Origin of the sequence: Serratia sp. OS31, from assembly GCF_014164835.1 — a bacterium.
In the GTDB taxonomy this organism is placed as follows: Bacteria; Pseudomonadota; Gammaproteobacteria; order Enterobacterales; family Enterobacteriaceae; genus Serratia; species Serratia liquefaciens_A.
In genome coordinates, this window is sequence record NZ_JACJFQ010000014.1 from 72,706 (window position 1) to 95,372 (window position 22,667).

20 protein-coding genes are annotated in these 22,667 nt (G+C 56.8%); 10 read left to right on the forward strand and 10 right to left on the reverse strand.

Annotated features, from left to right (window positions below):
* The first annotated feature begins 10 nt into the window (after nt 1-10).
* Nucleotides 11-2,668: a family 20 glycosylhydrolase gene (locus tag H5P17_RS13680; RefSeq protein WP_182823476.1), complete on the forward strand. Its 2,658-nt coding sequence runs from the start codon at nt 11-13 to the stop codon at nt 2,666-2,668.
* Nucleotides 2,669-3,015: 347 nt separating this feature from the next.
* Here the strand turns inward: H5P17_RS13680 and fur are convergent, their stop codons facing one another.
* The 4 genes from fur to ybfF all read right to left on the reverse strand — a co-directional run bounded on the left by fur (nt 3,016) and on the right by ybfF (nt 5,904).
* Complete coding sequence (gene fur / locus H5P17_RS13685) at nt 3,016-3,462, reverse strand: ferric iron uptake transcriptional regulator (protein ID WP_020825646.1); 447 nt, start codon at nt 3,460-3,462, stop codon at nt 3,016-3,018.
* Nucleotides 3,463-3,781: 319 nt separating this feature from the next.
* A complete protein-coding gene (gene fldA / locus H5P17_RS13690) occupies nt 3,782-4,321 on the reverse strand; it encodes a flavodoxin FldA (RefSeq protein WP_044548890.1) in 540 nt (179 codons plus the stop codon).
* A 229-nt stretch (nt 4,322-4,550) separates the two neighbouring features.
* A complete protein-coding gene (ybfE, locus tag H5P17_RS13695) occupies nt 4,551-4,838 on the reverse strand; it encodes a LexA regulated protein (RefSeq protein ID WP_004949692.1) in 288 nt (95 codons plus the stop codon).
* A 292-nt stretch (nt 4,839-5,130) separates the two neighbouring features.
* Nucleotides 5,131-5,904 (reverse strand): esterase, encoded by a 774-nt coding sequence (gene ybfF / locus H5P17_RS13700; protein WP_081835835.1) that lies wholly within the window; start codon nt 5,902-5,904, stop codon nt 5,131-5,133.
* 309 nt (nt 5,905-6,213) lie between these two features.
* On the opposite strand from ybfF, the gene seqA reads away from it, so the two are divergent.
* The 4 genes from seqA to H5P17_RS13720 all read left to right on the forward strand — a co-directional run bounded on the left by seqA (nt 6,214) and on the right by H5P17_RS13720 (nt 9,624).
* Nucleotides 6,214-6,753: a replication initiation negative regulator SeqA gene (gene seqA, locus H5P17_RS13705; RefSeq protein WP_044548891.1), complete on the forward strand. Its 540-nt coding sequence runs from the start codon at nt 6,214-6,216 to the stop codon at nt 6,751-6,753.
* A gap of 77 nt (nt 6,754-6,830) precedes the next feature.
* Nucleotides 6,831-8,474, forward strand: coding sequence for a phosphoglucomutase (alpha-D-glucose-1,6-bisphosphate-dependent) (pgm, locus tag H5P17_RS13710; protein ID WP_044552836.1), 1,644 nt, complete (start codon nt 6,831-6,833; stop codon nt 8,472-8,474).
* Between the two features lie 188 nt (nt 8,475-8,662).
* Complete coding sequence (locus H5P17_RS13715; RefSeq protein ID WP_044548892.1) at nt 8,663-9,325, forward strand: PadR family transcriptional regulator; 663 nt, start codon at nt 8,663-8,665, stop codon at nt 9,323-9,325.
* The gene (locus H5P17_RS13720) at nt 9,325-9,624 is read left to right on the forward strand and encodes a DUF3861 domain-containing protein (protein ID WP_044548893.1); all 300 of its coding nucleotides are present in this window, start codon (nt 9,325-9,327) and stop codon (nt 9,622-9,624) included. The genes H5P17_RS13715 and H5P17_RS13720 overlap by 1 nt, the downstream gene beginning before the upstream one ends.
* A gap of 69 nt (nt 9,625-9,693) precedes the next feature.
* On the opposite strand, the gene kdpE is transcribed toward H5P17_RS13720, so the two are convergent.
* From kdpE to H5P17_RS13750, 6 genes are all read right to left on the reverse strand, one after another.
* The gene (kdpE, locus tag H5P17_RS13725) at nt 9,694-10,383 is read right to left on the reverse strand and encodes a two-component system response regulator KdpE (RefSeq protein WP_182823479.1); all 690 of its coding nucleotides are present in this window, start codon (nt 10,381-10,383) and stop codon (nt 9,694-9,696) included.
* 18 nt (nt 10,384-10,401) lie between these two features.
* Nucleotides 10,402-13,095 carry a two-component system sensor histidine kinase KdpD gene (gene kdpD / locus H5P17_RS13730; protein WP_182823481.1) on the reverse strand — a complete coding sequence of 898 codons (2,694 nt, stop codon included), beginning with the start codon at nt 13,093-13,095 and terminating at the stop codon, nt 10,402-10,404.
* A gap of 75 nt (nt 13,096-13,170) precedes the next feature.
* Complete coding sequence (kdpC, locus tag H5P17_RS13735; protein ID WP_182823482.1) at nt 13,171-13,740, reverse strand: potassium-transporting ATPase subunit KdpC; 570 nt, start codon at nt 13,738-13,740, stop codon at nt 13,171-13,173.
* 19 nt (nt 13,741-13,759) lie between these two features.
* Nucleotides 13,760-15,829: a potassium-transporting ATPase subunit KdpB gene (gene kdpB, locus H5P17_RS13740; protein WP_182823484.1), complete on the reverse strand. Its 2,070-nt coding sequence runs from the start codon at nt 15,827-15,829 to the stop codon at nt 13,760-13,762.
* A 26-nt stretch (nt 15,830-15,855) separates the two neighbouring features.
* A complete protein-coding gene (gene kdpA / locus H5P17_RS13745) occupies nt 15,856-17,544 on the reverse strand; it encodes a potassium-transporting ATPase subunit KdpA (protein WP_182823487.1) in 1,689 nt (562 codons plus the stop codon).
* Complete coding sequence (locus H5P17_RS13750; protein WP_004949718.1) at nt 17,544-17,633, reverse strand: K(+)-transporting ATPase subunit F; 90 nt, start codon at nt 17,631-17,633, stop codon at nt 17,544-17,546. The genes kdpA and H5P17_RS13750 overlap by 1 nt, the downstream gene beginning before the upstream one ends.
* A 444-nt stretch (nt 17,634-18,077) precedes the next feature.
* Between H5P17_RS13750 and H5P17_RS13755 the strand changes: the two genes are divergently transcribed.
* The 5 genes from H5P17_RS13755 (at nt 18,078) to H5P17_RS13775 (ending at nt 22,592) form a co-directional block, all read left to right on the forward strand.
* Nucleotides 18,078-18,284, forward strand: a complete 207-nt coding sequence (locus tag H5P17_RS13755) for a YbfA family protein (RefSeq protein ID WP_182823489.1) — start codon at nt 18,078-18,080, stop codon at nt 18,282-18,284.
* Between the two features lie 143 nt (nt 18,285-18,427).
* Nucleotides 18,428-19,381, forward strand: coding sequence for a 2-thiouracil desulfurase family protein (locus tag H5P17_RS13760; RefSeq protein ID WP_182823492.1), 954 nt, complete (start codon nt 18,428-18,430; stop codon nt 19,379-19,381).
* Nucleotides 19,382-19,396: 15 nt separating this feature from the next.
* A complete protein-coding gene (phrB, locus tag H5P17_RS13765; protein ID WP_182823494.1) occupies nt 19,397-20,827 on the forward strand; it encodes a deoxyribodipyrimidine photo-lyase in 1,431 nt (476 codons plus the stop codon).
* Between the two features lie 22 nt (nt 20,828-20,849).
* A complete protein-coding gene (locus tag H5P17_RS13770; RefSeq protein ID WP_044548903.1) occupies nt 20,850-21,830 on the forward strand; it encodes an MBL fold metallo-hydrolase in 981 nt (326 codons plus the stop codon).
* 18 nt (nt 21,831-21,848) lie between these two features.
* Entirely contained in the window at nt 21,849-22,592 is a 744-nt protein-coding gene (locus tag H5P17_RS13775; RefSeq protein ID WP_044548905.1) for a type 2 GTP cyclohydrolase I, read from the forward strand.
* Nucleotides 22,593-22,667 lie beyond the last annotated feature (75 nt).

The following is a 22,667-nucleotide window of genomic DNA, read 5'->3' on the forward strand; positions in this document are numbered from 1 at the left end:
GATGCTGAAAATGAATAAATTCAAATTGAGCGCGCTTGCCGCGTTGACGGCAACCGTTGGATTATTTGGCAGCGTGGGGAACGCGATGGCCAATCAACCGCTGGTGGATCAACTGAGCCAGCTGAAACTGAATTTGAAAATGGTCGATAACCGGGCCGCCGAAAACGGCCTGGATTGCGGCAAGCTGGGGGCCGATTGGGCGGCCTGCAACAAGCTGCTGATTGGCCTGACCAACGACAATCAGGAGATCAAAGGTCAGGACTGGGCGATTTACTTCCACAGCGCCCGTCAGACCCTGCGGGTGGATAACGATCAGTTCAAGATAGCTCACCTGACCGGTGATCTGTACAAGCTGGAGCCTACCGATAAATTTATCGGTTTCCCAGCGGGGAAAACAGTAGAAATCCCGATTATTACTGAATACTGGCAACTGTTTAAAACTGACTTCGTGCCACGCTGGTATGCCACTTCGGGCGATGCCAAGCCCAAAATTCTGATCAATACCGATACCGAAGATCTGAACCAGTTCGTTGCGCCGTTCACCGGCGACCAGTGGAAGCGCACCAAAGACGACAATAACATCCTGATGACGCCGGCCTCGCGCTTCACGAAAAACGCCGAGCTAAAAACTTTACCCACCGCGTCGTTACGCGGTCAGGTAGTGCCAACGCCGCTGCAGGTTAAAGTGCATGCGCAGGATGTGGATCTGAGTAAAGGCGTTGTGTTGGAGCTGAGCGCATTATCCAAACCGGCGGCAGATGCCGTAGCCCAGCGTTTCGCGCTGTTGGGAATAACCAGTAACGCAGCCGGTTATCCGATCAAAACCGATATTCAACCAGGAAAATTCAAAGGTGAACTGGCGGTGCCGGGAGCCTATGAGCTGAAAATAGGCAATCAGGAAGCGCGAGTCATCGGCTTCGATCAGGCCGGGGTGTTTTATGGCTTGCAGTCGATTCTGTCATTGGTACCTACCGACGGCAGTGCCAAAATCGCCACGCTGGAGGCCAAAGATGCGCCGCGCTTCCAGTATCGCGGCATCTTCCTGGATGTGGCGCGTAACTTCCACCAGAAAGATGCGGTGTTGCGCCTGCTGGACCAAATGGCGGCGTACAAACTCAATAAATTCCATTTCCATCTGAGTGATGACGAAGGCTGGCGTATTGCCATTCCGGGCTTGCCGGAGCTGACCGAGGTCGGGGGGCAGCGTTGCCACGATCTGAGTGAAACCACCTGCCTGTTGCCGCAGTATGGCCAGGGTCCCGAGGTTTACGGCGGCTTCTTCTCTCGCCAGGATTACATCGACATCATCAAATACGCCAAGGCGCGCCAGATTGAAGTGATCCCGGAAATCGATATGCCGGCGCATGCCCGTGCGGCGGTGGTCTCAATGGAAGCTCGCTATAAGAAACTGCATGCCGCCGGTAAAGAACAAGAAGCCAACGAGTTCCGATTGGTGGATCCAACCGATACCTCTAACACCACCTCGGTGCAGTACTTTAACCGCCAAAGCTACCTCAATCCTTGCCTGGATTCGTCCAAGCGCTTTGTCGACAAGGTGATCGGCGAGATTGCCCAGATGCATAAAGAGGCCGGACAACCGTTGAGCACCTGGCACTTTGGCGGGGATGAGGCGAAAAATATCAGGTTGGGCGCCGGTTATACCGATGTGAACAAGCCGGAAGCCGGCAAAGGCATCATTGATCAGAGCAAAGAAGACAAGCCATGGGCGAAATCTCAGGTCTGCCAGGCGATGATCAAAGAGGGCAAGGTCGCCGATATGGAGCATCTGCCAAGCTACTTCGGGGTGGAAGTCAGCCAATTGGTAAAAGCGCACGGCATCGACAGAATGCAAGCCTGGCAGGATGGCCTGAAAGATGCGAAAAACGCCAAGGCCTTTGCTACCCAACGTGTCGGGGTTAACTTCTGGGATACGCTGTATTGGGGCGGGTTCGACAGTGCCAACGACTGGTCCAACAAGGGATACGAGCTGATCCTCTCAAACCCGGATTATGTCTACATGGACTTCCCGTATGAGGTGAACCCGGACGAGCGCGGTTACTACTGGGGAACGCGTTTCAGCGACGAGCAGAAAATGTTCAGCTTTGCGCCAAACAACTTGCCGCAAAACGCCGAAACCTCGGTTGATCGCGACGGTAATCACTTTACCGCCAAGAGCGACAAACCCTGGCCGGGGGCTTACGGTATTTCCGCGCAGATGTGGAGCGAAACCCAGCGTACCGACGAACAAATGGAGTACATGATCTTCCCTCGTTCGTTGTCGGTGGCCGAGCGCGCATGGCACCGGGCAGATTGGGAGCAGGATTACCGGGCGGGCCGGGAGTATAAAGGCGGCGAAACCCACTTCATCGATACCAGGAAACTGGACCGGGATTGGCTGCGCTTCGCCAACCTGCTCGGTCAGCGTGAGCTGGCAAAACTGGACAAAGGTGGCGTGAGCTACCGGTTGCCGGTGCCAGGCGCCCGAGTGGTGGGGGGCAAGCTGGAAGCCAATATTTCGCTGCCGGGTCTGGGCATCGAGTATTCCACCGACGGTGGCAAGCAATGGCAACGTTATGATGCTAAGGCCAAGCCTGAGGTTAGCGGTGAAGTGCAAATCCGCGCGGTGAGCCCGGATGGCAAGCGTTACAGCCGCGCCGAGAAAGTGTAAATCTGAGACCTGGCCCGCTGTTCGCAGGCGGGCCGTTATCTAACAACCGTAGCCGCGACCGGCGTGCTGCTGCGTGGTGTGTTCAGACCCGGTCTGGAGGTTATTTTTCGATAGCCTATTGTTGCTTGAATATAAGCTGTAACGAGTTTACTTATCCGCGTGTCGGCGGGTGAGTTGACGCTGAAGGTGTCCAGGTGGGGAACGAGAGAAGTGCTGTAGAGAAGTGCCGCTGCAATTGTTGTATTTAACGCTGTGAACTTTCCCCGGCCTGTCCGGGGATTTTTTATCCTATTATCGCAGGCACAAAAAAACCGCCGTTAAGGCGGTTCTCAATGCCGGTTAGGACATTATTTTTTGTCGTGCAGGGTGTCGTCTTCGCGGCAGTCACCGGTTTCACAATGGCCGTACAGGTACAGGCTGTGGTTGGTGAGCTTGATGCCGTGCTGTTTGGCGATATCACGCTGACGCACTTCGATAGACTCATCGCTAAATTCGATCACTTTGCCGCAGTCCAGGCAAATCAGGTGATCGTGGTGATGCTGCTGGGTCAGCTCGAACACGGACTTGCCGCCTTCGAAGTTGTGACGGGTCACAATGCCGGCATCATCAAATTGGTTCAGTACGCGGTAAACTGTAGCCAGGCCAATTTCTTCGCCCATATCTATCAGTTTTTTGTACAGATCTTCCGCACTGACGTGATGGCATTCCGGATTTTGCAGTACTTCCAGGATTTTGAGTCGCGGAAGCGTGACTTTTAGGCCGGCCTTCTTCAATGCGGTGTTGTTGTCAGTCATGCGGATTCAGTCCTGTTACTATGCTAATCAAGTTGAGGCGTTCTCGCCTGTGGCATCGGTCGGCACAAAGAGTTAATTGCGTCTCATTATAGAACCGGTTGCTCTAAATGGAAACCGCCGGTTGTTAACAAAGCTATAATTGCACAATTGCATGTTATACATGCAACGTCTTGATGAATGGGATAAACCGAAAACTCAGTCTACCTTGACGGTGTGGGAAGTTACAAATCTGTAGCTTCTATTGCAGTAATCAGTACTGCCAATGATGGCCCTGCCGGCACACTATGCACTTTGCAGGGCTTTTGTTCAACCTTTGGCGTTACCCGACGATTTCGGCCAGGCTCAGCTCTTCGACGATTTGTTTTACCCAGCCTTCGACACGTTCGTTGGTCAGCTCAGGTTGGCGATCTTCGTCAATGGCCAGGCCGATGAAATGACTGTCGTTGGCCAAGCCTTTGGAGGCTTCAAAGTGGTAACCTTTGGTCGGCCAGTGGCCTACGATAGCGGCGCCACGTGGTTCGATGATGTCGCGAATGGTACCCATCGCATCACAGAAATACTCTGCGTAGTCTTCCTGATCGCCACAGCCGAACAGCGCAACCAGCTTGCCGTTGAAGTCAATTTCTTCCAGCGTTGGGAAGAAGTCATCCCAATCGCACTGGGCTTCACCGTAGTACCAGGTCGGGATACCGAGCAGCAGGATATCGAAAGCTTCCAGATCTTCTTTGCTGCTTTTGGCGATGTCATGAATTTCAGACACCTCTTTGCCAAACTGCTGCTGAAGAATTTTCTGGATCATCTTGGCAATGTTTTCGGTATTGCCAGTGTCGCTGCCAAAGAAAATGCCTACATTAGCCATATCGCGTATAACCTTTAAATTCAATAAATTGCATTCACGATGTTAGCGTTGACTACGATAACACCGATTAAAATGATGCCATGGCAAGAGGTTATCTCTTACCGGTAAGTGCGTATCATGCCAGAAATTTACCCCGGGTATTTATCACTTTAATGCGATGCCGGGTGGAATAAAGCGGTGTTGATCGGGCGTCATCCTTAACGCCGCGCCGCATGTGCGGCTGCAATGATCAATGTTCTGGCTGCTCGTCCGCCAGTTGTGCCAGCAGCATTTGCTCAATAAGCTCGCTGCGGCTGATATTACGCTGTTCCGCCAGTTTGTTCAGGGCGTCCACCGCATCCGCGTTGATCTTCAGTTCCACACGCCGTAAGCCACGGACTTTATCGCGTCGAAGCTGATTACGCTTATTGATTCTAAGCTGTTCATCTCGGGAGAGCGGGTTGGTTTTCGGGCGCCCCGGACGGCGTTCATCTGCGAACAGATCCAGCGTCGTGCGATCCGTTTGTTCTTTTGCCATAGGTAGCGGTACTGCAAGGGAGTTTGCATCAAAAAGCGCTTACACGCTTCCGGACGGTTCGGTTAACACACTTCGGGCCAATAAACCCTAACCCAAATTCACCCCCAGCCTGACGTTAGCGAACACGCTTGGCACGGCGGCAAAATTATAGCGCGCCATATTACCCCAGCAGATAGAGCGACGACAATGCTTAACTGAGCTGAAAACGCGCTAAGCCGTTATCTTTAGCGCGTTTTTTCATCAGACGGTGACTTTGGCAGAGAAACGGCCCATTTGTTGGGCCTGGCGCGACTCAGGCTTCGCCGAGAAAACGGTGAATGGCGCGCAACACCGCCTCCGGTTTTTCCGCATGAACCCAGTGTCCGGTACCGGCAACGACGTGAGCGCGAGCCTGCGGGAATTGACGGGCAATATCTTCGCGATAGCTGTCCTGCACGTAAGGCGACAGGCCGCCGCGGATAAACAGCGTCGGGTGAGGCCAGGCCGGTACTTCCTGCCAGCCGGTGATGTTCTCGTACTCTTCGATCAGCACTGGCAGATTGAAACGCCATTCGCCCTGGTGGAAGGATTTCAGCAGGAACTGGATCACGCCTTCCTCTTTCAGGTAGCCGCGCATCAATTCCGCCGCCTGCTGGCGTTGGGTAATGCCGGCGGCGCTCACCGCCTGCAACGCGACAAAAATTTCGTCGTGGCGGCGCGTTTGATAGTCCACCGGCGCAACGTCAATGATGATCAGCTTCTCCACGCGCTCCGGGGCGATTGCCGTCAGCGCCATGGCCGCTTTGCCGCCCATCGAGTGGCCAATGACAATGACTTTCTCCAACTGCAAATCATCCAGCAACGTCAGCAGATCCTGTGCCATTTCCGGGTAGGTCATTACCTCCGAACGCGGTGACAGGCCGTGGTTGCGCAGATCGACTTTAATTACGCTGTGGCGCTGATTCAGATCGCGCGCCAGCACGCCCAGATTATCCAAATTGCCAAACAGTCCGTGGATCAGGATCACCGGCAATGCATCCGACTCGGTGGCCAGCAGTTGATAATGTAATTTCATGGCGAAGTTCATACTGAGAGAGATTCAGATTAGGTTATCATGATTAAAACACTCGATGAATAAACCCGTCGCTTTTCAAGCGGCAGCGTTGTTCGCTGTACTTGCTGCAACTTAAAATCCATAGGATAAAACGCGGATTTTTCATGGTAAGGTGCAGGTTTGGCAGCGTCGGTGTCCGGCGGGCTATAGGTATTAGTCTGCTTTTGCCGTATTGGGGCACATTGTTATGTTCGCTCCTGCGCTTTTAACCTTATAATCCCATGGCTTGAATGCCGGATCTGGCTTCAGGTTCTAAGTAGAAAAAAACAGTACTGGATAAAGATGAAAACTATTGAAGTCGACGAAGAGCTCTACCGTTATATTGCCAGCCACACGCAACATATTGGTGAGAGCGCGTCCGATATTTTGCGCCGTATGTTGAAATTTACCGCCGGCCAGCCGCTACGTGCAGCGCCGGCCGCCAGCGCACAGACCGCCGAACAGGAAAAAATCGTTGCTGTATCGCGCCCTCGCGATCGCGTGCGTGCCGTGCGTGAGCTGTTGCTGTCGGATGAGTACGCCGAGCAGAACAAAGCGGTAAACCGTTTTATGCTGGTGCTTTCCACCCTGTATACCCTCGATGCGGCCGGCTTTGCCAGCGCCACCGATGCGTTGCATGGCCGTACCCGTACCTATTTCGCCGGCGATCAGCAAACCCTGTTGGCGAATGGAACGCACACCAAGCCAAAGCACGTTCCGGGCACGCCTTACTGGGTGATCACCAATACCAATACCGGTCGCAAACGCAGCATGGTTGAACACATCATGCAGGCTATGCAGTTCCCGACGGAACTGACTGAAAAAGTTTGCGGCACTATCTAATTTAGCGAACAGCCCGTCATGGTGGCCGTGAGCGACATATTGCCAGGCCGCAGGACAGGGATTAGGGAGATATGTCGATGGCGAATAACCCACGTGCCGGGCAGCCGGCTCAGCAAAGCGATTTGATCAACGTAGCCCAGCTGACGTCGCAGTACTACGTACTGCAACCGGAAGCGGGCAACGCCGCACACGCGGTCAAGTTCGGAACCTCAGGCCATCGCGGCAGCGCGTTGCGCCACAGCTTTAATGAAGCCCACATTCTCGCTATCGCCCAGGCAATTGCCGAAGTGCGTCACCAGCAAGGGGTGACCGGCCCATGCTACGTGGGGAAAGATACCCACGCGCTGTCGGAACCGGCTTTCATTTCGGTGCTGGAAGTATTGAGCGCCAACGGCGTTGATGTGATCGTGCAGGAAAATAACGGCTTCACGCCAACGCCTGCGGTCTCCCATGCCATCCTGTGCCATAACCGTAACGGTGGGGCATTGGCCGACGGCATCGTGATCACCCCGTCCCACAATCCCCCTGAAGATGGCGGCATCAAATATAACCCGACCAACGGCGGCCCGGCAGACACTAACCTGACCTCGGTGATTGAAAAGCGCGCCAATGAACTGCTGTCTCTGCAGTTGAAAGGCGTTCAGCGTCAATCGCTGGATAAGGCCTGGGCCAGCGGCCGTGTGCATGCACAAGACCTGGTGCAACCGTATGTTGAAGGGCTGGTGGACGTGGTTGATATGCCTGCGATCCAGCGTGCCGGCCTGAAGCTGGGCGTTGATCCGCTCGGCGGCTCCGGCATTGCTTACTGGCAGCGTATTGCCGAGCATTACAAGCTGGATCTGACGCTGGTGAACGATGCTATCGATCAGACCTTCCGCTTTATGCACCTCGATCACGACGGCGTGATCCGCATGGACTGCTCCTCAGTCCCGGCGATGGGCGGCCTGCTGGCGCTGCGCGACAAGTTCGACCTGGCCTTTGCCAACGATCCGGACTACGACCGCCACGGCATTGTGACGCCGGCGGGGCTGATGAACCCAAACCATTATCTGGCCGTGGCCATCAACTACCTGTTCCAGCATCGTCCACAGTGGAGTGCTGACGTGGCGGTGGGGAAAACGCTGGTTTCCAGCGCGATGATTGACCGCGTGGTGGCTGATTTGGGCCGCAAGCTGGTGGAAGTGCCGGTGGGCTTCAAATGGTTCGTTGATGGTTTGTATGACGGTAGCCTGGGTTTTGGTGGCGAAGAGAGCGCAGGGGCCTCGTTCCTGCGTTTCAACGCCACTCCGTGGTCTACTGATAAAGACGGTATCATCATGTGCCTGTTGGCAGCGGAAATCACCGCAGTGACCGGCGAAAATCCGCAGCACCACTACGACGATCTGGCTAAACGCTTTGGCGCACCAAGCTACAACCGTATTCAGGCACCGGCCACTTCCGCCCAAAAAGCGGCGTTGTCCAAGCTGTCACCGGAAATGGTCAAGGCCGATACCCTGGCGGGTGATCCTATTACCGCACGTTTGACGGCGGCACCGGGTAACGGCGCATCGATTGGCGGCCTGAAAGTGATGACCGACAACGGCTGGTTCGCGGCACGTCCTTCTGGTACCGAAGAAGCCTACAAGATTTATTGTGAGAGCTTCCTCGGCGCTGAGCACCGTGAAAAGATCGAGCATGAAGCGGTAGAAATCGTCAGCGAAGTGCTGGCTTCTGCCAAGTAACGCTGCTTCCCCGTGATAAAAAAGCGCTGTTTTTACAGCGCTTTTTTTATGCCTGCGATTTAGATATATCTTTTTCACTTTTCCCCTCTTGCGCATTTAGATATATCGATCTAGATTAGATATATCGAAGTGAATTAGATATATCTAAGTCACTTCGACAACTGATTATCCATTGAGAGGGCTACCCTATGTTTCACCGTTTAGATTTACACCGTCGTCACGGTTGCCGCCATGACAGCGAAGAAGGGCATGAACATCACCATCGCCGTCGTGGCGGTCGCCATCATTTTGGCGGCGATCATGGTGAAGAGCATGGTCGGGGAGGGCGCGGCGGTCGCGGCGGCCGTCACCGCATGTTTGAACACGGCGATCTGCGGCTGGTGCTGCTGGCTCTGGTGGCGCGCAAACCGAGCCACGGTTACGAACTGATCAAGGCGATCGACGAGGCGTCTTCAGGTCTCTATGTGCCAAGCCCAGGGGTGATTTATCCGACCCTGACGTTGCTGGAGGAGCAGGATTTCCTCGAGCCGATCACCAGCGGCAACGGCCGTAAAAGCTATCAGATCACCGAGCTGGGCCAGGAAGAATTGCAAAAACATCAGGCCGTCGTCGATGTGATCCTGGCGCGTTTGGCGGGTGCCGGTCGCGGCCACCATCATCATGGCAATCTGGCGGAAGGCATCTCCGACGCCATGAATCGCCTGCGCAGTTTGTTACGCGGCAATGTGATGCGCGCCGATCTTTCGCCACAGCAGGTAGAACGCATCAATGCAGCGCTGCTCACCGCGGTGGCGGCAATCGAAAGTGAAATGAACATTGCCCCGACAGAGACAGATAAGGAGAACGACTGATGCCCGGCCACCGTTTTCGCATTACCGTCGAAGCCCTGAGCGATCGTCAAGGCGAGCCCGTCGATAAAACGCCGTTGAGTTTTGAGGTGGAAAACCACGACGATATTCTTGGCATCGTTGAGCGTATCAAAGCGCGTGAAGATCTGAATTTTGGCGAGAATAACAGCGCGGCCTTCGCCGTCGGCTTGAAGCTGTTCTCTGAAGTGATGATCGAAAACCGCAAGCACCCGGTGTTTGCCCCGCTGCGCGAGGCGTTCAAGGAATTTATGGTGGGGCTGAAGAAAGGCCAAAACGTGTAGGGGTGCCGCATGCTGCACCCGTTTAATCGAATATTGCATCAGCTTAACCGCATGCTGCGCCCGTTAACCTCAAGGCATAAAGCGGTAACCGACGCCGGTTTCGGTCAGCAAGTGTTTTGGCCGGGCCGGATCGGCCTCCAGCTTTTGTCGCAGATGTCCCATATAAATACGCAGATAGTGGCTGTGTTCTACGTAATTCGGCCCCCAGACATGGCTCAATAGCTGGCGCTGGGTGATCACCTTACCGGAATTGGCCAGCAGTTCGGCCAGCAGGCGAAACTCTATCGGTGTCAGATGCAAGTCTTCACCCTGGCGCAATACCCGGCGGTTGATCAGATCGACGGTGATTTCAGAAAAGCTGACCAGCGGACTTTCCTGCCGGCTGCCTGAATGGCGGCGCAAGGCGACCCGCACGCGGGCCAGCAGTTCGCCGATGCCAAACGGCTTGCTGAGATAGTCGTCGGCCCCGGCGTCCAGCGCGGCAATCTTGTCTTCTTCGGCATTGCGCGCCGACAGCACAATCACCGGAATGGCGCTCCATTGGCGCAAATCGCGGATATAGTTTAGCCCGTCACCGTCCGGCAACCCTAAATCGAGAATAATCAGATCCGGTTTGCGCGTGCCGGCTTCAATCAGCCCGCGTTGCAGCGTTTCACTTTCAAACACCCGCAGGCCCTCGCTCTCAAGGGCGGTGCGGACGAAGCGCCGGATCTCTTTTTCATCTTCGACAATCAGAATATTGGTTGGCGTGCTGCTCACAAGGCTCCCAGAGTTTGGTTAGAGATCAAAGGCTTCACTGTCTATTTCCGGCGGTTTTTCCAGCGGCAGCACAAAGCGGAAGCTGGCACCGCCGTTAGCGCCGTTTTCCGCCCAAATGCGGCCACCGTGCACTTCAATAATGGCACGGCAAATCGCTAACCCCAAACCTACGCCGGGAATGGCCGATTCTTTATTGCCGCGGGAAAACTTATCGAAAATAAGCTGCTTCTTCCCTTCAGGAATGCCCGGACCATCGTCCCAGACTTCGACTTCCAGCCAGTCGGGCAACGTATGGGCGCGAATGCCGATAGTAGCATCGATACCGGCGTATTTATTGGCATTTTCCAACAGGTTAGTGAAAACCCGCTCCAGCAGGCTGCCGTCGCAGTTGACCAATATCAGCTCCGGCGGCAGCTCAACCTTGATCTGGTGTTGGGTCATCAGCGGTTCCAGCATGTGCAGCGAAGCGCCGACGATCTCCTCCAGCGACTGCCACTCTTTACGCAGGTTAAAGCCGCCGGATTGAATGCGTGCCATATCCAGCAGGTTGTTCACCAGACGGGTGGTGCTCAGCACCTGCTGGCGGATCTGACTGGCCTGCGGGGCATGGTTGGAGCCTTCCGCTGCCAGATCGAGCGTCAGAATTTCCGCCTGGCCGAACAGCACCGTCAGCGGCGTGCGTAAATCGTGGGACAGCGCCGCCAGCAGCGAGTTGCGCAGTTGTTCCCGCTCGGCGTCCAGTTTGGCTTCCTCGGCGCTGCGTGCCAGATGCAATCGCTCCAGCGCGCTGGCAATCAGTACCGCAAAGGTCTGCAACAGCCGTTGTTGTTCCGGCACCATCAGTTGGCGCAGGTTGCTGGGTTCGATGGCCAACAGGCCGAAGGTTTGCTTCGACGTGGTGAGCGGCAGCAGTTGGTAAGGTACGCCCGGCAAGGTGTCGGTACCGGCGCCGGCCGGCATGCCCTTGTCGAAACTCCAACGGGCGATGGCTTCATCCACCGACAGCAATCCACCCGTTTCCCCGACCATTTGCTGCAGCTTGCCGTCTTCCTGCGGCAACAACAGCACGGTTTTGGCCTGAAAGCTGCTGGTGAGGAAGTGGCGGCTGGTTTTGGCGATGTCTTCGGTGGTCAGTGCCTGGCTCAGTCCGCGGGAGATTTCATACAGATGGCGAGCCCTCTGCTCGCGATAACGGGCGACTCGGGCCTGGTAACGTACCCCGGCGGTCAGGTTGCCGATGGTGATACCGACGATCAGCATGACGCCGAAGGTCAGCAGATACTGCATATCGCTGACGGCAAACGACCATTCAGGTTGGACGAAAAACAGATCAAAGCTGGCGACGTTAATCACCGCGGCCAGTACCGAAGGCCAACGGCCGAAGAACAGCGCCACGATCGCCACGCCGAGCAGATACACCATCACCAGGTTGGCCTGGTCAAAGCCCGGCAACAGCCACTGGGAGAGCAGGGTGATCAGGGCGCAGAGTGCGACGGCCACGGCGCAGCCGCGTAATTGCATGCGCCACTTTTCGGTGAAATTGCGCCCGTCATGCTCTTTCCCCTGCGGCGCAGGGGTGTCGTTTTCCAGCGCGACGATCACCAGATCGAGATCGGGCCCCAGGCGGCCGAGGCGATCGGCAAAGCTGCCGCGCAGTTTCCAGCGTTGCTCGCTGCGACGACCGATAATGATTTTGCCCAGATTATGTTCGCGGGCGTAGCGTAATACCGCGCGTTCTTCATAAGGTTCAGACAGGGTAGCGGTCTCGGCGCCCAGTTCCTGCGCCAGCCGCAGCGCCCGCAGGATCGCCCGGCGTTGATTCTCCGGCAAGCGGTGCAGCTTCGGTGTTTCTACATACACCGCGTGCCAGTGGCAACCCAACCGGGCCGCCAGCCGTGCCGCGATACGCACCAGTTTCTCATTGCCGCTGTTATGACCGACGCACAGCAGAATGCTGTCGCGGGTATGCCATACGCGTTCACGGCCCTGAGTATCGCGGAAGGCACGCATCTGGTCATCGACCCGGTCGGCGGTGCGACGCAGCGCCAGTTCGCGCAGCGCGATCAGATTGCCCTTGCGGAAAAAGTGCTCGATGGCGCGCTCGGCCTGGCCGGGAATGTACACCTTGCCTTCATTTAATCGCTGACGCAGATCGTCTGGCGGCAGGTCGACCAGCACCACCTCGGTGGCTTCGTCGAACACGTGATCGGGCACCGTTTCGCGCACACGCACACCGGTCACGCCGCCAACCACGTCGTTCAGGCTTTCCAGATGTTGAACATTGACGGTGGTCAGCACGTCAATGCCGGCGTCCAACAGCTCTTCCACATCCTGCCAGCGTTTGGGGTGGCGCGAACCGTAGGCGTTACTGTGCGCCAGCTCATCCATCAGGATCAGTGCAGGATGGCGTGCCAGCGCGGCATCGAGGTCAAACTCTTGTACTAAGCGTCCGCGATGCTGGATGCGTTTTTGCGCCAGCAGATCCAACCCGTTCAGCAGGGCTGCGGTTTCGCTGCGGCCGTGGGTTTCCACCACGCCGACCAGCACGTCCAGCCCCTGGCTGCGCAACCGCTGGGCTTCCTGCAGCATGGCGTAGGTTTTGCCCACCCCGGCGCAGGCGCCGAAGAAAACTTTCAACCGGCCGCGGGGCTTTTCGTTGGCCAGCGCCAGCAGGCTGTCAGGGTCAGGGCGCTGTTGTTCCTCATCCACCATCGGAGTTCCTTTTGCAGCAACGTAAAGCGGGTTCGGCACGCCGAACCCGATACTTATCCTTTAACTCGCGGGGCATTATTTCAATGCGTCTAGCGCCAGGTTCAATTTCAGCACGTTTACCACCGACTCGCCCATAAAGTTGGGGGTGGCCTGATCGGTGCTTTGATCAATCAGCTTGGCGATTTGCTCCGGCGACAGCTGACGAGCGGCGGCAACCCGTGCCAGTTGATATTGCGCTGCCGCGAGGGAAATCTGCGGATCCAGTCCGCTCCCCGAGGCGGTCAGCAGATCGACCGGGATCGGGCCTTTCATTGCCGGGTTGGCCAGACGCAACTGCGCGGCACGCTCGGCGATGGCTTTATCCAGCGCCGGGTTGGTGGCGGCCAGGTTGCTGCCGGCAGACGCCATCGCATTATAGGCCGAATCACCGGTGGCAGAAGGGCGGCCCCAGAAATACTCGGGTTTGGTAAAGTTTTGGCCGATTAACGCGGAGCCGACCACCTTATCGCCCTGATACAGCAGCGAGCCGTTGGCCGCGCCGGAAAACAGCAGTTGCGAAAGTCCGGTCGTCAGTAACGGATAAGCGATACCGGTAATTAACGTCAGCAGGATCAACATCACCAACGAAGGGCGTAAATAAGACATTTTCATTTCCTCTCAATGATTAACCGGCGATGTGCAAGGCGACCAGGATCAGGTCGATCAGCTTGATGCCGACAAAAGGCACCAACAGACCGCCCACACCATAGAGCCACAGGTTGCGTCGCAACAGCGCAGCGGCGCTCATCGGTTTATAGCTCACCCCTTTCAGCGCCAGCGGGATCAGGAATACGATCACCAGGGCGTTGAAGATAACCGCCGACATAATGGCGGAGGCTGGGGAGTGCAAATGCATCACGTTCAGGGCGTTAAGCTGCGGATAGGTTGCCGCAAACGCCGCCGGGATAATGGCGAAATACTTGGCCACGTCGTTGGCGATACTGAAGGTGGTCAGTGAACCGCGCGTCATCAGCATTTGTTTGCCGATGTGCACAACTTCAATCAACTTGGTCGGGTTAGAGTCCAGATCGACCATATTGCCCGCCTCTTTGGCGGCCTGAGTGCCCGAGTTCATCGCCACCGCCACGTCAGCCTGAGCCAGCGCTGGGGCGTCGTTGGTGCCGTCACCGGTCATCGCTACCAAACGGCCTTCTGCCTGATATTGGCGAATCAACGCCAGCTTGGCTTCCGGCGTCGCTTCCGACAGGAAGTCGTCTACCCCGGCTTCGGCGGCGATCGCCGCGGCGGTCAGTGGGTTATCACCGGTGATCATCACCGTTTTGATGCCCATTTTACGCAGCTCGGCGAAACGCTCTTTAATACCGCCCTTGACGATATCCTTCAGCGCTACCACGCCCAATACGCGCGGCCCTTCTGCTACCACCAGCGGCGTACCGCCGGTGCGTGCCACGCTGGCGACCAAATCGTCCACTGCCTGCGGGAAGTGGCCCTGATTGGACTCCACGTGGCGACGGATGGCGTCCACAGCCCCTTTGCGGATCATGCGGTCCTGCACATTGACGCCGCTCATTCGCGTTTGGGCGGAGAAAGGCACGAAGGTGGCGTTCAGCGCCTGCAGGTCACGTTCGCGCAGGTTGAAGCGTTGCTTCGCCAGCACCACGATGCTGCGGCCTTCCGGCGTTTCGTCCGCCAGGGATGACAGCTGGGCCGCGTCGGCCAGATCTTGTTCCTTCACGCCCGGCGCAGGCAAGAACTCGGAGGCCTGACGGTTACCCAGCGTAATGGTGCCAGTTTTATCCAGCAGCAGTACATCAACGTCACCGGCGGCTTCCACCGCGCGCCCGCTGGTGGCGATCACGTTGGCCCCCAGCATTCGGCTCATCCCGGCCACGCCAATGGCGGACAGCAACCCACCGATGGTGGTAGGGATCAGGCAGACCAGCAGCGCCACCAGCACGGTGATGGTGACTACCGAACCGCCGTTGGCGGCGTCCACGCTGTACTGCGAGAACGGAAACAGTGTCGCGGTCGCCAGCACGAACACGATAGTCAGTGCAACCAGCAGAATGGTCAACGCCACTTCGTTCGGGGTTTTACGCCGCTTGGCGCCTTCCACCATGGCGATCATCCTGTCGAGGAAGGTTTCGCCCGGGTTAACGCTGCACTGTACCACCAGCCAGTCGGACAGCACGCGGGTACCGCCGGTTACCGACGAGAAGTCACCGCCGGATTCGCGGATCACCGGTGCGGATTCGCCGGTAATGGCGCTTTCGTCCACGGAGGCTCCACCTTCCAGCACTTCGCCGTCGCAGGGGATGGTATCGCCGGTTTCCACCAGTACGATGTCACCCTTGCGCAGGCTTTCGGCGGACACTTTTTCGGTGGCGCCATCACGGCGCGGCCCGGCCAATTTTTTCGCCCAACTGGTTTTCTTGGTGCCCCTGAGGCTTTCCGCCTGGGCTTTGCTGCGCCCTTCGGCCAGCGCTTCGGCAAAGTTGGCGAACAGCACGGTGAACCACAGCCACAGCGCGATACTGCCGGTGAAAGCCGCGCTGCCGTCGGTCTGCCGGGTGAGGATCGCCAGCCAGATGGCCGTGGTCAGGATGCTGCCGATATACACCACGAACATTACCGGGTTACGCCATTGGGTTCGCGGATCGAGTTTTTTCAGCGCATCGATCAGCGCGGTACGGACCAGTGCCGGTTCAAACAGCGCACGTTGTTTGCGAGTCATCTCTTAATCTCTCTCTATGAGCTCTGTTATTTGGCCAGCCAAAGTTGCAAATGTTCGGCCACCGGTCCCAGCGCCAGCGCCGGTACGAAGGTCAATGCGCCCACCAGCAGCACGGTGCCGATCAGCAGACCGATAAACAGCGGTCCGTAGGTTGGCAGAGTCCCGTTGCCCGCCGGCTGACGTTTCTTTGCGCACAGCGAACCGGCAATGGCCAGCACCGGCAGGATCACGCCAAAGCGGCCGACGAACATGGCGAAGGCCAGCAGCAGGTTGTAGAACGGCGTATTGACGCTCAGGCCGGCAAAGGCGCTGCCGTTGTTGTTGGCGGCGGAAGACAGCGCATACAGCACTTCGCTAAAGCCGTGCGCGCCAGGGTTAAGGATGCCTGCGCGACCGGCGTCGGTGGCGATGGCCAGCGCCGTGCCCAACAGCACCAGCGTTGGCGTGACCAGGATCGCCAGAGCGGTCATTTTCATGTCGTAGACGTCGATCTTTTTGCCCAGGTATTCCGGCGTACGCCCGATCATCAGCCCGGCAATGAACACCGTCAGCAGGACGAACAACAGCATGCCGTACAGGCCCGAGCCCACACCGCCAAACACCACTTCACCAATCTGCATCAGCCACATTGGCACCATGCCGCCCAGCGCGGTGAAGGAGTCATGCATCGCATTGACTGCGCCGCAGGAGGCCGCGGTGGTCACCACCGAGAACAGGCTGGTGGCGAGAATGCCAAAGCGCGACTCCTTGCCTTCCATATTGATGTTGCTGGCACTGCCAAGTTCGCCCAGATGAGGGTTGCCCGCCAGTTCGGCGAACATCACCACCACCACGGCAACCACGAAGATCAACGCCATCGCCCAGATCAGCGCGTGGCCCTGGCGGTTTTCACCGGCGGTCTGACCGAAGGCAAAGCACAATGCGCAGGGGATCAGGAAGATCGCCAGCATTTGCACAAAGTTAGTCAGCACGGTCGGGTTTTCGAACGGGTGAGCCGAGTTTGCGCCGAAGAAACCGCCGCCGTTGGTGCCGAGCATCTTGATTGCTTCCTGAGAGGCCACGGGCCCCATCGGTAGCGTCTGCTGCGCGCCTTCCAGCGTGTTGATGTGCAGGTAAGGCAGGAAGTTTTGCAACGTACCCTGGCTGACGAAGAATAAAGCGATCAATAGCGAAATCGGCAGCAGCACATACAGCGTCACGCGGAACATGTCGATCCAGGCGTTGCCGATAGTGGCGCTGGAACGGCGGGTGAAGGCGCGGATCAATGCAAAGGCCACGGCGATGCCGGTCGCGGCGGACAAGAAGTTCTGCACCGCCAGCCCGGCCATTTGGCTGAGATAGCTGAGGGTGCTTTCACCGCTGTAGGCTTGCCAGTTGGTGTTGGTGACAAAGCTGACCGCGGTATTGAATGCCAGATCCCAGGACAGGCCGGGGAAGCCCTGCGGGTTAAGCGGCAGTGAGCCTTGCGCCATCAGCAATGCGAACAGCAGCACCAGACCAAGCAGGTTAAACCAAAGGATCGCCAGTGCGTATTGCCACCAGTTCATTTCGGTAGGGGTTGTGCCACAGCAGCGCCAAATGCCGGCTTCCAACCTACGTAGCGCGGGCAGCGGCTCCCCTTCAATCAGGCGTGCCAGGAAACCGCCCAGCGGTCGCGCCAGCAGCAGAAGCACCAGCAGGAAGCTGGCAATCAATAAAAAGGCTGAAGCTGCCATCAGAAATCCTCCGCGTTGAACAGGGCATAAACCAGATAGCCCAACAGCAGCAGAACCAACAGCGCACCACCAATAACGCTGATACTCACAGGACACCTCCAGAGGTGTAGTTTTTGATTGAGCGAGTGTAGGGAGGGCGGTAGAAAGAAGATGAAAAAATAGCGTTGGCCGGTGTAAAAAAAGTATAAAAATGGCTGAAATTACAGCAGAAAATGGCTTTTTAGCCTCGATTTTAGGGGGCGTAGCGCGATTGGGCTCATATTCCTAGGCGTGAAGATGAAGGTTTGCGTAAACAGGCTGCAAATAACCACAATGTAACCAATGGTTAGTTAATTATTAACCTGGGTGTAACAAAATTACGGATTTGGCGAATTATTTGCGATTTTTTTGTGCAATTTAGTGGTCGGATGAGTAGTAAACTTTCATCAATTGCGCTAAAATTTTGTCCAGTTACCAAATGGTCTTGTTTCTATTGTTTACGCCAGCGCTGTTTCGCAGCAAATCAACGGCCAGGCGTTTTTGAGGAGGTTCGCATGTCTACTTATCACGCTTATTCATTGCATCGGATTCTCCTGCGCCGCAGCGCAGTGATCCTGGCAGGTGTGTTGGCTTTACCGGTAATGCTGTTCCGCAGCGACCGCGCCCGTTTTTACAGCTATTTGCACCGCGTCTGGTCAAAAACCAGCGATAAGCCGGTCTGGCTGCAACAGGCGGAACTGGTGTCCTGCGATTTCTACTGATCGCACGCTGCCCAACGAAAACCCTCGCTTTCCAGCGGGGGTTTTTTTATGGCTGCGGTTCGGGCATGGTGTCGATAGCGTTCGTGTCATAGCGCGAAATCTTCTACACTTTTAGTCACATCCAACGCTGCGGGAGCCTATCAATGAGTGACAAAATTCCGGTCGGTATCAGCGCTTGCCTGCTTGGCGAGACGGTACGTTTTGACGGTGGTCATAAACGCCTGGCCTTTGCGGTAGAACAACTGGCGCCCTTTGTGCGTTTTGAGCCGATTTGTCCGGAAATGGCCATCGGCTTGCCGACCCCGCGCCCGGCGCTGCGGTTGATCAAAAAACAACATCACGTGGCGTTGCGCCACAGCAATGACGACAGCATCGACGTAACCGAGCGGATGCAGCAGTTTTCCGAGCAGCGTATTGCTGCTTTGCAGCACCTGTGCGGTTACATTGTTTGCGCCAATTCGCCAAGCTGCGGCATGGAGCGGGTCCGTCTGTATGATGAGAACGGTGGCGGCGCGCGTAAAAGCGGCGTTGGGCTGTTCACCGCCGAGCTGCTGCGGCAAATGCCTTGGCTGCCGGTGGAAGAGGACGGGCGGCTGAACGACGCAACGCTACGGGAAAACTTTGTCGAGCGCGTTTATGCGCTGTATGAGTTAAACATGTTATGGCGTAAAGGCTTGAGCCGTGGCGGGCTGATCGCCTTTCACAGCCGCTATAAACTGTCGCTGTTGGCCCATTCGCAGCAGGAATACCGGGAACTGGGGCGTTTTGTGGCAGGCATCGACAAATGGGATTCGCTGGAAGCCTTCACCCTCGAATACCGCAGCCGCCTGATGAAACTGCTGGCGCACAAGGCCACCCGCCGTAACCACACCAACGTATTGATGCACGTGCAGGGGTATTTCCGCAATCACCTGAGTTCTGCACAGCGTCAGGAACTGGCGCAGTTGATCGATCGTTATCGGCAGGGCATGCAGCCGTTGTTGGCACCGATAACCCTGCTTAAACATTACATGGCCGAATACCCCGATCGTTATCTGGCCGACCAACGCTATTTCGAGCCCTATCCCGAGGCGCTGCGCCTGCGTTATGGCCACTGATTGACAAGGAGTTTTATGACCACGCATCTGGTCTGGTTGCGTAACGATTTGCGTATCACCGACAACAAAGCCCTGCACGCCGCCTGTAGCGATCCCGAAGCTCGGGTTCTGGCGGTATTTATCGCCACGCCGCAACAATGGAGGCAGCACGAAATGGCGCCGCGTCAGGCGGCGTTTATCCATGCGGGTTTGCTACAGGTGCAGCAGGCCCTGGCCGAGCGCGGCATTCCCCTTAGCTATCACCAATGCGACGACTTCTCAGCTTCAGTGGATTGGCTGGTGGCGTACTGCGCACAGGAACGGGTGGATACGCTGTTTTACAATCGCCAGTACGAAATCAACGAACGCCAGCGCGACCAACGGCTGGAACAGCGTTTAGTCGGGCAGGTGGTTTGCCAGAGTTTTGACGACAGCCTGCTGCTGCCGCCGGGAAGTGTGCAAACTGGCGGTGGCGAAATGTATAAAGTCTATACGCCATTCCGTAAAGCCTTTATCCAGCGTCTGACCGAATCCGACATCCGCTCTGTTCCCGCACCCAAACCGCGAGGTGGTGGCGCACTGCCCGCCCCTGCCGCACCCGGGGCATTCGATTATCCACCGGCAGAGCCGGCAGGAGATTTTCCAAGCGGGGAAGAGGCGGCTTTGCAGCGATTACGTACTTTTTGCCGGGAGCAGGTGCAAGATTATCTTAAGCAGCGCGATCTGCCAGCCATTGACGGTACCAGCAGCCTGTCACCCTATCTAGCGATAGGGGCGTTATCACCGCGCCAATGCTTTAACCGCCTGCGCGCTGAATGCCCACAGGTGCTGGAAAATCCCGACGGCGGCGCTTTTGGCTGGCTGAATGAACTGATCTGGCGCGAGTTTTATCGGCATTTGATGGTGGCCTATCCTGCGTTATGCAAGCACCGTCCCTTTATCGATTGGACGGATAAGGTACGCTGGCGGAACGACCGCGAGCTGCTGCTGGCCTGGCAGCAGGGCGCCACAGGCTACCCGATCGTTGATGCCGCTATGCGCCAGTTGAATAAAACCGGCTGGATGCATAACCGGTTACGCATGATCAGCGCCAGTTTTTTGGTGAAAGACTTACTGATCGACTGGCGCGAAGGTGAGCGCTATTTCATGTCGCAACTGCTGGACGGCGATCTAGCGGCCAACAACGGTGGTTGGCAGTGGGCGGCCTCCACCGGTACCGACGCCGCGCCGTATTTCCGCATATTTAACCCGACCACTCAGGGCGAACGTTTTGATCCGCAAGGCACTTTTATCCGTAAATGGTTGCCCGAGCTGGCGGATGTACCGGACAATGCTATCCATCAACCCCATCGCTGGGCAGAACAACAGCAGCGCGTGCTGGATTATCCGCTGCCGATTGTCGACCACAAGCAGGCGCGGCTGGAAACGCTGGCGGCCTTTGAGGCGGCGAAGCGCGGGGAATACTAAGGCAACAGCAAGGAGCGAAATAATGATGAAAAAGGTGCTGGCCCTGTGCCTGAGCGGCTATTCAGCCCTGGCGCTGGCCGGTTTTGACGTGGTGGCGCTGGGCGTGGATGGCGGCGTCAGCGACGGCAATCTGACCTCTTATCTGATCCGCAGCGACAACCAGCCGCAGTATCTGGCGCTGGATGCCGGCTCGTTGTTACCGGGTATCGCCAAAGGGCTGGAAAAAGGCAGTTTCCCGCAGGTGACGCCTGAACTGGCGGCTCCTTATACTCCGCAGGGTTATGTATTCCGCCAACTGATTGGCGCTTACTTTATCAGCCATGGTCATCTGGACCACGTGGCGGGGTTGATTATTGGTTCGCCAGAGGACAGCAAGAAGAATATCTATGCCCAGGCCGATACCATTCTGACCCTGCGCAATCATTACTTTAACTGGAAGGCCTGGCCCAATTTCACCGATTCCGGCAACGGATCGCGGTTGGGAACCTACCGGCTGCAAACGGTGCGACCTCAGCAGCGCGTGACGCTGGGCGTGACGGGGTTGAGCGGCGTAATGTATCCGCTCAGCCACGATCGTTATCCTTCTTCGATGCTACTGATTTCCGATCGCAGCGGCTCTTTCGCCTATTTCGGCGATACCGGCTCGGATGCGCTTGAGCAATCACGTAATCTCGACAGCGCCTGGCGCGCGTTGGGGCCGCTCATCGAGCAGAAAAAGCTCAAGGGGATGATCATCGAAAGCTCCTATCCCAACGAAGTTGAAGATAAAAACCTCTACGGGCACCTGACGCCGGCGTGGCTGTTGAAGGAGTTGAAAAACTTGACCCAGTACAGCGGGGGAGAAGGCTCGCTGAAGGATCTCCCGGTGGTCATCAGCCATATCAAACCCAGTCTGAAGCAGGGGGAAGACGTACGCGCGACCATCAAACAGCAGTTGGATCAGGGCAACGATCTGGGCGTGAAGTTCATCCTGATGGAGCAGGGCGACCGGCAGACATTTTGAATTGAAGAGAGAATTTTTATGCGTAACCTCGATCTTGAAAAGTTGATCAACACCGAACTGAATACCGTCGCGTTTCAGGATTACGGTCCCAATGGTTTGCAGGTGGAAGGGCGGCCCCATGTGCAGCGCATCGTTACCGGCGTTACCGCCTGCCAGGCGCTGCTGGATGCGGCAGTGGAACATCAGGCCGACGCCGTGGTGGTGCATCACGGCTATTTCTGGAAAAACGAGGCGCCGTCGGTACGTGGCATGAAGCGCAATCGCCTGAAAACGCTGTTGAGCAATGATATCAACCTGTTCGCTTATCACCTGCCGCTGGACGCGCATCCGGTGTTGGGCAACAACGCTCAGTTGGCGCATCAACTGGGCATCCGGGTGATTGGCGAAGTGGAACCGCTGGTGCCGCACGGCGAATTCGAGCAGCCGCTGACCGGCGAACAATTGCAGCAGCGTATCGAGAGCCGCCTCGGTCGGGCCGTACTGCACTGTGGTGATAACGCTCCGGCGCATATCCGCCGTGTGGCCTGGTGCACCGGTGGCGGTCAGGGCTTTATCGACAGCGCGGCGCGATTTGGCGTCGATGCCTTCATTACCGGAGAGGTTTCCGAGCAAACCATTCACAGCGCGCGCGAAATGGGCATTCACTTTTTTGCCGCCGGCCATCACGCCACTGAGCGCGGCGGCGTCAAGGCGCTGGGGGAATGGCTGGCCGAGCAGCATGGTTTTGATGTGACCTTTATCGATATCCCGAATCCCGCCTGATTTCCCTGCCAGGATCCAGCCCGGTTTATACCGAGGCTGAATCCTTTTAATAGCCTAATCCCTTATTTTCTCGAA